Consider the following 7,647-nt stretch of genomic DNA (forward strand, 5'->3'; position numbering starts at 1 on the left):
GCTCACTGTAGTCTCGGGCACGTGGCTCTCGCGCTGTACCGGAAGTACCGTCCGGCGACCTTCGCCGAGGTCGTCGGCCAGGAGCATGTGACCGAACCGCTGCGCACGGCGCTGGCCGCCGGGCGCATCAACCACGCGTACCTGTTCTCCGGGCCGCGCGGCTGCGGCAAGACGTCGAGCGCGCGGATCATGGCCCGCTCGCTCAACTGCGCCCAAGGCCCGACCCCGGATCCGTGCGGCGAGTGCAACTCGTGCCGCGCGCTCGCGCCGGAAGGCCCCGGCAGCGTCGACGTCACCGAACTCGACGCGGCCAGCCACGGCGGCGTGGACGACGCCCGCGAACTGCGGGACAAGGCGTTCTACGCGCCCGCCGAATCGCGCTACCGCGTGTTCATCATCGACGAGGCGCACATGGTCACCACGCAGGGCTTCAACGCCCTGCTGAAGATCGTCGAGGAACCGCCAGAGCACCTCATCTTCATCTTCGCGACCACCGAGCCGGACAAGGTGCTCACCACCATCCGCTCGCGGACGCACCACTACCCGTTCCGGCTGATCCCGCCGAGCTCGATGCGGGAACTGCTGGAGCGCAACGTCGCCGCCGAGGGCGCGACGGTCGAACCGGCGGTGTACCCGCTGGTGATCCGCGCCGGCGGCGGTTCCGCGCGCGACACGCAATCGGTGCTGGACCAGCTGCTCGCCGGTGCCGGTCCGGAAGGCGTCACGTACCCGCGTGCGGTGTCGCTGCTCGGCGTCACGGACACCGCGCTGATCGACGCGGTGGTCGACGGGCTCGCGAACGATAACCCCGCCGAAGTGTTCGGCACCGTCGAGAAACTCGCCGACGCCGGACACGACCCGCGCCGCTTCGCCACTGACCTCCTCGACCGGCTGCGCGACCTGCTGCTGATGCGCGCGGTCCCGGAAGCGGCCGACCGCGGACTGGTCGCCGCGCCGGACGACGAGCTGAAGCGGATGACCGAGCAGGCCGAGAAGCTCGGCCCGGCCACGCTGTCCCGCTACGCCGACATTGTCCACAGTGGACTTCTCGAGATGCGCGGCGCGACGTCGCCGCGGCTCGTGCTCGAACTGCTCTGCGCGCGGATGCTGCTGCCGTCGGTCACCGAGGCGGAGAAAGCCTTGCTGGCGCGGATCGAACGGCTCGAGCGGCGTCCGGCTGGTGCGCCCGCTCCGGCTGGTCCCGCTGTTGCTCCTGGGCCTGCTCCCGCACCGAATGCCGGTCCCGCGTCCGCTCCGGCTGCTTCCGCTGCCCCGGCGGAGGCTCCGGCTCGGTTCCAGCGGCCTTCGCAGCGTCCGGCTCAGGAAGCTCCCGCCGCACCGACCCCGGCACCGGCCCGTCCGGCTGCGGAGGAACCCGCGCGCCCGGCTCGGCCGGAGGTCAGCCGTCCGGCTCCCGTGGAAACGCCTGCTCCGGCTGCTGCCGCGCCTGCTCCCGAGCCGGAGGCCCCGACCGCTCCGGCTGCTCCTGAGGAAGCCCCGGCGGCGGGTGGGATCGACGCGGCCAAGGTGCGCGAGAAATGGCCGCAACTGCTGGCGTCGCTGCGGAAGTTCACCGGCGGTCGCGCGCTCGAAGCCATGCTCACGCAGGCCGCGGTCGCCGAGGTCGACGGTTCCGCGGTCACGTTGACGCACAAGTCCGAACCGCTCGCCCGGCGGCTGAGCGATCAGGGCAACGCGAGCAAGATCGCGGCCGGGCTGAGCGAGGTGCTCGGCGGCGAATGGCAGGTCCGCTGCGTGCACGGCGCGGCCCCGGCCGCCGCTCCGGCTCGGCAGGCTCCCCGGCAGCAACCGGCGGCACCGGCTCCGGAACGGTCGTTCACCCGTCCGTCCGCGTCCGCGCAGCCCCCGGCGGCCGCCGCTGCGCCTCCGGCCCCGCCGAAGCCCGCGGCGGAAGCGCCGAGCCGTCCCCGCGTCACGACGAGCGAGCCGGACATCCCGCTCCCGCCCGAACCCTCGGACGAGGACGACGACATCTACTCCGAGGACTCCAGCCCGGTCCCGCCGCCTCCGCCGCCGCCCGCGGAGGAGGACCCGGAGCAGATCGCGCGCAAACTCCTCTCCGACCACCTCGGCGCGCGTCCGCTGGACTGAGGCTCTCGTGAGTGTTGATCGCGGTTAGAACCGTGATCAACACTCACGAGGCCGCCTACCGCACGAGCCGCACGTTCAGCGGGTGCGGCGTCGGCGGTGCCTGCACGGTTACCGTCCGGCTCGCGGCGTCCCAGGTCCAGGCTCCGCTGCGACGACCGTCCACGTACACCGCAGACGGTGCGGTCGCGTTGGTGAACCGGACGGTCCACGCCCGCTGCGTGCTGCCAATCGAGAGCATCGATGAGTGGGCGTTTTCGGTGTAGCGCAAGGAAGTCGTGCTGCCCTGCTCGGAGAGAGTGAAGGCACCGTTGTGGCCGCCCGCCACCGTGGCCGTCGCGGCGGTAAGCGGATCATGCGCATCACCGGCGACGTTTCCGCTGCGGGTGACCATGATTCCGCCGGAGCGCAGGAACACCGGCATCGTGTCCAGACCGGTGGTGATCTGCGCGGTGGTGCCGCCCCGGTAGGTCTTGCCGGTGAAGTAGTCGGTCCAGTCATTGCCCGGCGGGAACCAGACGCTCGTGGTCGTCGTGGTGCCCGGGTTGGTCGCGGGAGCCACGAGGACATCCGGGCCGTACAGGTATTCGCCGCCAGCTTGGGCGTAAGCCTCTTGCTGATCCGGATATTGCAGGTACAGCGGCCGCACGATCGGCATCCCGGTCGCGGTGGCCTGCTGGGCGAGCGTGTACGTGTACGGCACGAGGTTTTCGCGCAGGTTAAGGAACTTCGTCGCTGACGCGTCCGCAGCGGCTCCGTACTGCCAGGGCAACCGGTCGCTGTGGTTGGAGTGCAGCCGGTCGATCGGCTGGAACGTCCCGAGTTGCACCCAGCGTGCGTACAGGTCGTCCGGCAGTTTCGTGCTGCCCGGTTCCGTGCCTGGCTGCTGCAAACCGCCGGTGTGGCCGCCGATGTCGTGGCTGATCGAAGCCAGACCCGTCGCCGCGGATTCGCCGGGTGTGTAGCCGACCTCGAAAGCCAGCGTGGCCCAGTCGGAAATGGTGTCACCGGTGAAGTGCAGCGTGGTGCGCTTGTCGGCCCACGGCCCGGTCGGCACGGCTGTCGGCGAGCTGTATCCACCGGCTTGCAGCGAGCCGTACGCGCGGGAGAACGCGAAGCCGTTGCGCTGTGCGTACTGCTGGTTGATCCACGCGTCCGGAGTGACCCCGGCGAGGCTGGATTTCGAGGCGTCACAACACCAATCGAGCCACCAGACGTCGTTGCCCTGCTGCTCCATCGGCCGGTGCAGGTCGAAGTAGGCTCGCAGCTGGTCGGGGTCGCCGAAATCGAAGACGTAGCAGTCTTTTCCGCAGCTGGGCTGGAGTTTGCCCTTCGCGGTCGCCTGCGCTGCCGGGAACTGCGGGTCGTCGCCGCGGATGCTCGGGTGGATGTTCAGCGACGTGTGCAGGCCCTGGTCGTGTGCCCACTGGAAGAACGCCTTGGGGTCGGGGAAGCGGGTCGGGTCGATTTCCCAGCCGTTCCACCGGTCCGGCGATTTGAAGTCGGTGTCGACGACGAGCATGTCGAGCGGCACGTGCTGTTCGCGGAACTTGGGCACGATCGTCTGCTGGAAGTCGGCGGCTGTGCGGTCGTAGTACTCGGAGTACCAGACGCCGTAGGCCCAGCGGGGAAGCAACAGCGACGGTCCGGTCAGCTGGGCCAGTTCCTGCAGTGCGCGGCCGTAGTTCTGGCCGTAGGCGAAGACGTATCCGTCCTGGTAGCTCTCGCTGCTCGGCCGCTGGGTGACGACTTTGGTGCGCGGGTCGTACAGCGCCGAGGCGGTGTCGTCGAGGAGGGACCAACCGTCCTGGTACAGGATTCCTGGTGCGGAGACTGCACTGCCGTCCACGCCGTCGAGGCCGCGACGGTAACCGCCGAGCGGCGCGTGCGGGGCTAGTAGTGCCGAATGCGCTCCGGTGATGGCGACGGTGTCGAGGTTGACGTGGCAGTTCGCGTCCGGGCAGGACAGCGTGACGGTGTTGGTGCCAGCCTTGAGGTTGACCGGGATTGTGTTGGTACGCCACGAATTCCAGCTGCTGGTCGACGGCAGGGTCAGGTTGGTCGAGGTGCCGTTGGCTTGGAGCGTCAACGAGGTCGGCTGGGTTTGGCCGGAAACGGCGGTCGCGTCGGCGTAGCGGAGTTGCAGATCGTAGGAGCCGTCGGCGGGGACGCCGGTGATCGTCAGCGCGTCGGACGCCCCGGCGCGTTCCATGCCTGCCAGGAAGGCTTTGCCGGAGTGCCCGTCGTGGTCGCTGGCCGGGTGCGCGCCGCCGAAAAGTGCGCCTTGTTCGGCTTCGCACAGAACGCCGAAAGCGCACGGCGTCGGGGCGGGCGGCACGGGCTGTGGGTACGCGGCACCGGGGTTGACCACGGCGAGGCTGTCGATGTTGACGTTGCCCGAGTCGGCGGTGCCGCGTTTGATGGTCACCTGGTGCTGTCCTGCAGGAAGGGTGACCGGCACGGTCGCAAGGGCCCAGGTGTCCCAGTCAGCGGTGGCCGGGAGTGTGACGGTGTGTGCGTTGGTGCCGTCCACCAGGACGCTGAGGGTGCGGGTGGTGTGCTGGCCGTCGCCGCCGGTTCCGTTGGCGTAGCGCAGATCCAGCTGCTGGTCACCAGCAGCGGTGACGCGGAAGGACAGGCTGTCGCCGGGATTGATGAAGCCCGCCGCGAAACCGTCGCCGGTGTAGCCGCGGTGGTCGCTGGCCGTGCCCGGCCCGTTGAGCTGCAGTTGTTCGGCCTCGCAGAGCGCGCCGAACGCGCAGACCGGAGTCGCCTTGCCCGCCCACGGCTGTGCGGTGACGTCCTGGCCGCCGGTCCTTAGCTGGACGGTGAGGTTGTCGTCGGAAAACGCGCCCGAGTCGAGCTTGTAGCGCAGCTTCACCGCGCTGGTCTGGATGGTGAGCCAGCCGTCGCGTTTGGTTGCGGTGTAAGGGGTTTTGCTGAAACTGCCGCGACCGATCGCGTTGAACGTACCGGCGTCGACGAACTTGGCGTCGCCCGCGTATTCGGTCCGGATGAGCGTCGGCGACAGGACTTCGAACCGCGCTTGCCCGGCGGTCACCGCCTGTGGAGCGGCCTCGGCGACTCCCGTCGACACGAGAGTGCCCGCCATGGCTGTCACGGCCAGCAGCCGCACCAGTCGTCCTCGGAGTGATGTTGCCACCGGCGCCTCCTCGAGAAGTCCCCAGCGACGGTAAGTCGGGACCGATCAAGAAAGAAGACGGTGTCCGGTGTTCTGTCCGTTCAGTAGCCCTTTCGGCTCTCTGCGTCAGGCGCTGGCCAGGTACGCCTCGATCGCCTTCGCGATGGCCTGTGCGTAGTGCGCCCGGCCCGCCGCGGACGACATCTGCCCGGCCTCGTCGGCGTTGCGCATGTTGCCGCACTCGACGAGCACGGACGGGCGGGTCGACAGGTTGAGCCCGGCCAGATCGTTCCGTGGCGAAAGGCCCGCCGAACCGATGTAAGTGGACGTGGCGAAGCCGTCGTCGCGGATTCCGTCGCGCATGGTGCGGGCCAGCTTCAGCGACGGTTCGCCCTGCGCCGCGTTCAACGGCGGCGCCGAGTACGCGACGTGGAAGCCGTGCGCGGTCGGCGAAGTGGAGCCGTCAGCGTGGATCGAGACCACCGCGTCGGCGTTCGCATTGTTGCCGATCTGCGCGCGCTCGTCGACGCACGGGCCGACGCCGGAGTCGTTCTGCCGCGTGTAGACGACCTTGATTCCCTTGGCCGCCAACGCATTCCCGACTTCCTGCGCGACAGCGAAGGTGAAGGCGTGCTCGGGGTACCCGGCGTTGGTCGACGTGCCGGTGGTGTTGCACGGCTTCGTCTGCCCGCGCCCGGCGGGCACCTGCCGGTTGATCTCACCGGGGTGCGAGGCATTGCCGCCGTTGTGGCCCGGATCGAGCACCACGACCTTGCCCGAGCCGACCGGCGGAACCGCGGACGTCGAAGGCGGGCTCGAAGACGACGACGGCGGGCTCGACGACGGACTGGGGCTCGGGCTCGGGGCCGCCGAGCTGGCGTTCGACGTCGGCGCAGCGGCCGGTGAAGCAGGCGTCTCGCCGCCGCCGGAACACGCTGTGAGCAGCATCAGGCCGGTCAGCAGCGGGAGTGTCTTCGCTCGCACGCGACCACGGTGCCACAGCACACGCGTGCCGCCAGGACGGACGCGCCGGGCGCGCGGCTAGGCTGGGGAGGAACACCCAAACGCGGAAGGACCGAGTGCGATCATGGTGCAACCCGGCGGCGGCGGCTTCGACCTGTCGCAGATCATGCAGCAGGCCCAGCAGATGCAGCAGAAGCTGGTGGAGGCCCAGGAGGAACTCGCCAACACCGAGGTCACCGGCACCGCGGGCGGCGGTCTGGTCACCGCGACGGTGTCCGGCGACAGCCAGCTGAAGAGCCTCGTCATCGACCCGAAGGTGGTCGACCCGGAAGACGTCGAAACCCTGGCCGACCTGGTGGTCGCCGCGGTGCGCGACGCGTCGGCGAGCGCGCAGAAGCTCACCGAGCAGAAACTGGGCCCGCTGGCGGGCGGCCTCGGCGGCGGCATGCCGGACCTCGGCAGCCTCGGCTTCGGCGGCTGACACTTGTACGAAGGTGTCGTCCAAGACCTGATCGACGAACTGGGCCGCCTGCCCGGCGTCGGTCCGAAGAGCGCCCAGCGCATCGCGTTCCACCTGCTGGCCGCCGACCCCGCGGACATCGCGCGGCTGCAGGACGTGCTGGGCAAGGTCAAGGAAGGCGTGCAGTTCTGCGAGATCTGCGGCAACGTCTCGGAACAGGAAACATGCCGGATCTGCCGCGACGAACGCCGCGACCTCACGGTGATCTGCGTGGTCGAGGAACCGAAGGACGTGCTGGCGGTCGAGCGGACCCGCGAGTTCAAGGGGCGCTACCACGTTCTTGGCGGCGCGTTGGATCCGTTGTCGGGGATCGGGCCGGAGCAGTTGCGGATGCGGCAACTGCTGCAGCGCATCGGTGAGGCTGATGTCCGGGAGATCATTATCGCCACGGATCCGAATACCGAGGGGGAGGCTACGGCTACCTACCTCGTGCGGATGCTGCGCGATTTTCCTGGGCTGTCGGTGACTCGGCTGGCGTCGGGGTTGCCGATGGGTGGGGATCTTGAGTTCGCGGATGAGCTGACTTTGGGGCGGGCGTTGTCTGGGCGACGCGCGTTGTAAGAGCTTTCGGCAGGGAAGGACACGGCCGTAGTGCCGTGTCCTTTTTTGTGCGCTGGGATACTCGGTCGATGAAGCCGGTGGGGAAGGTCAGGTCGTTCTTCTTTGTGGGACGAGAGGAGCCGCCGAGGTCCTCGGACCGAGAGGTTTGGTGACTGGCCTCGAACGACTGTGGGCCGGAATGGCCTGGTTGGTCGTGAGCTTTCGTGCCGAGGGGCTGGTGGCGTGTGCTCTGGTTTTGATGTTAGGTCGCCAACTGTGTTTTTGGCGCCGACTCCGTCGTCGCGGGCGGGATCGCCTTTAAGTCGGCGTCTGACGGAGCTGCGTGCCCGGCCCGGGGGGCCGTGCACGCTGC

5 protein-coding genes are annotated in these 7,647 nt (G+C 69.2%); 3 read left to right on the forward strand and 2 right to left on the reverse strand.

The window, feature by feature from the left end:
• The first annotated feature begins 21 nt into the window (after positions 1-21).
• The gene (locus tag ACWDNU_RS06835; RefSeq protein WP_449668067.1) at positions 22-2,112 is read left to right on the forward strand and encodes a DNA polymerase III subunit gamma and tau; all 2,091 of its coding nucleotides are present in this window, start codon (positions 22-24) and stop codon (positions 2,110-2,112) included.
• Between the two features lie 55 nt (positions 2,113-2,167).
• Here the strand turns inward: ACWDNU_RS06835 and ACWDNU_RS06840 are convergent, their stop codons facing one another.
• Positions 2,168-5,272, reverse strand: coding sequence for a TIM-barrel domain-containing protein (locus ACWDNU_RS06840; RefSeq protein ID WP_449668068.1), 3,105 nt, complete (start codon positions 5,270-5,272; stop codon positions 2,168-2,170).
• A 105-nt stretch (positions 5,273-5,377) separates the two neighbouring features.
• Positions 5,378-6,199, reverse strand: a complete 822-nt coding sequence (locus ACWDNU_RS06845) for an N-acetylmuramoyl-L-alanine amidase (RefSeq protein WP_370940629.1) — start codon at positions 6,197-6,199, stop codon at positions 5,378-5,380.
• Positions 6,200-6,338: 139 nt separating this feature from the next.
• Between ACWDNU_RS06845 and ACWDNU_RS06850 the strand changes: the two genes are divergently transcribed.
• Positions 6,339-6,695: a YbaB/EbfC family nucleoid-associated protein gene (locus tag ACWDNU_RS06850; RefSeq protein WP_344265967.1), complete on the forward strand. Its 357-nt coding sequence runs from the start codon at positions 6,339-6,341 to the stop codon at positions 6,693-6,695.
• Between the two features lie 3 nt (positions 6,696-6,698).
• A complete protein-coding gene (gene recR / locus ACWDNU_RS06855) occupies positions 6,699-7,295 on the forward strand; it encodes a recombination mediator RecR (RefSeq protein WP_043834546.1) in 597 nt (198 codons plus the stop codon).
• Positions 7,296-7,647 lie beyond the last annotated feature (352 nt).

The sequence above is a fragment of the Amycolatopsis sp. NPDC003676 genome (assembly GCF_053587275.1).

Excerpts from the sequence above, each read along its gene's own strand:
- ACWDNU_RS06850 (WP_344265967.1), top strand. The coding sequence starts at position 6,339 with ATGGTGCAACCCGGCGGCGGCGGCTTCGACCTGTCGCAGATCATGCAG.
- ACWDNU_RS06845 (WP_370940629.1), bottom strand. The coding sequence starts at position 6,199 with ATGCTGCTCACAGCGTGTTCCGGCGGCGGCGAGACGCCTGCTTCACCG.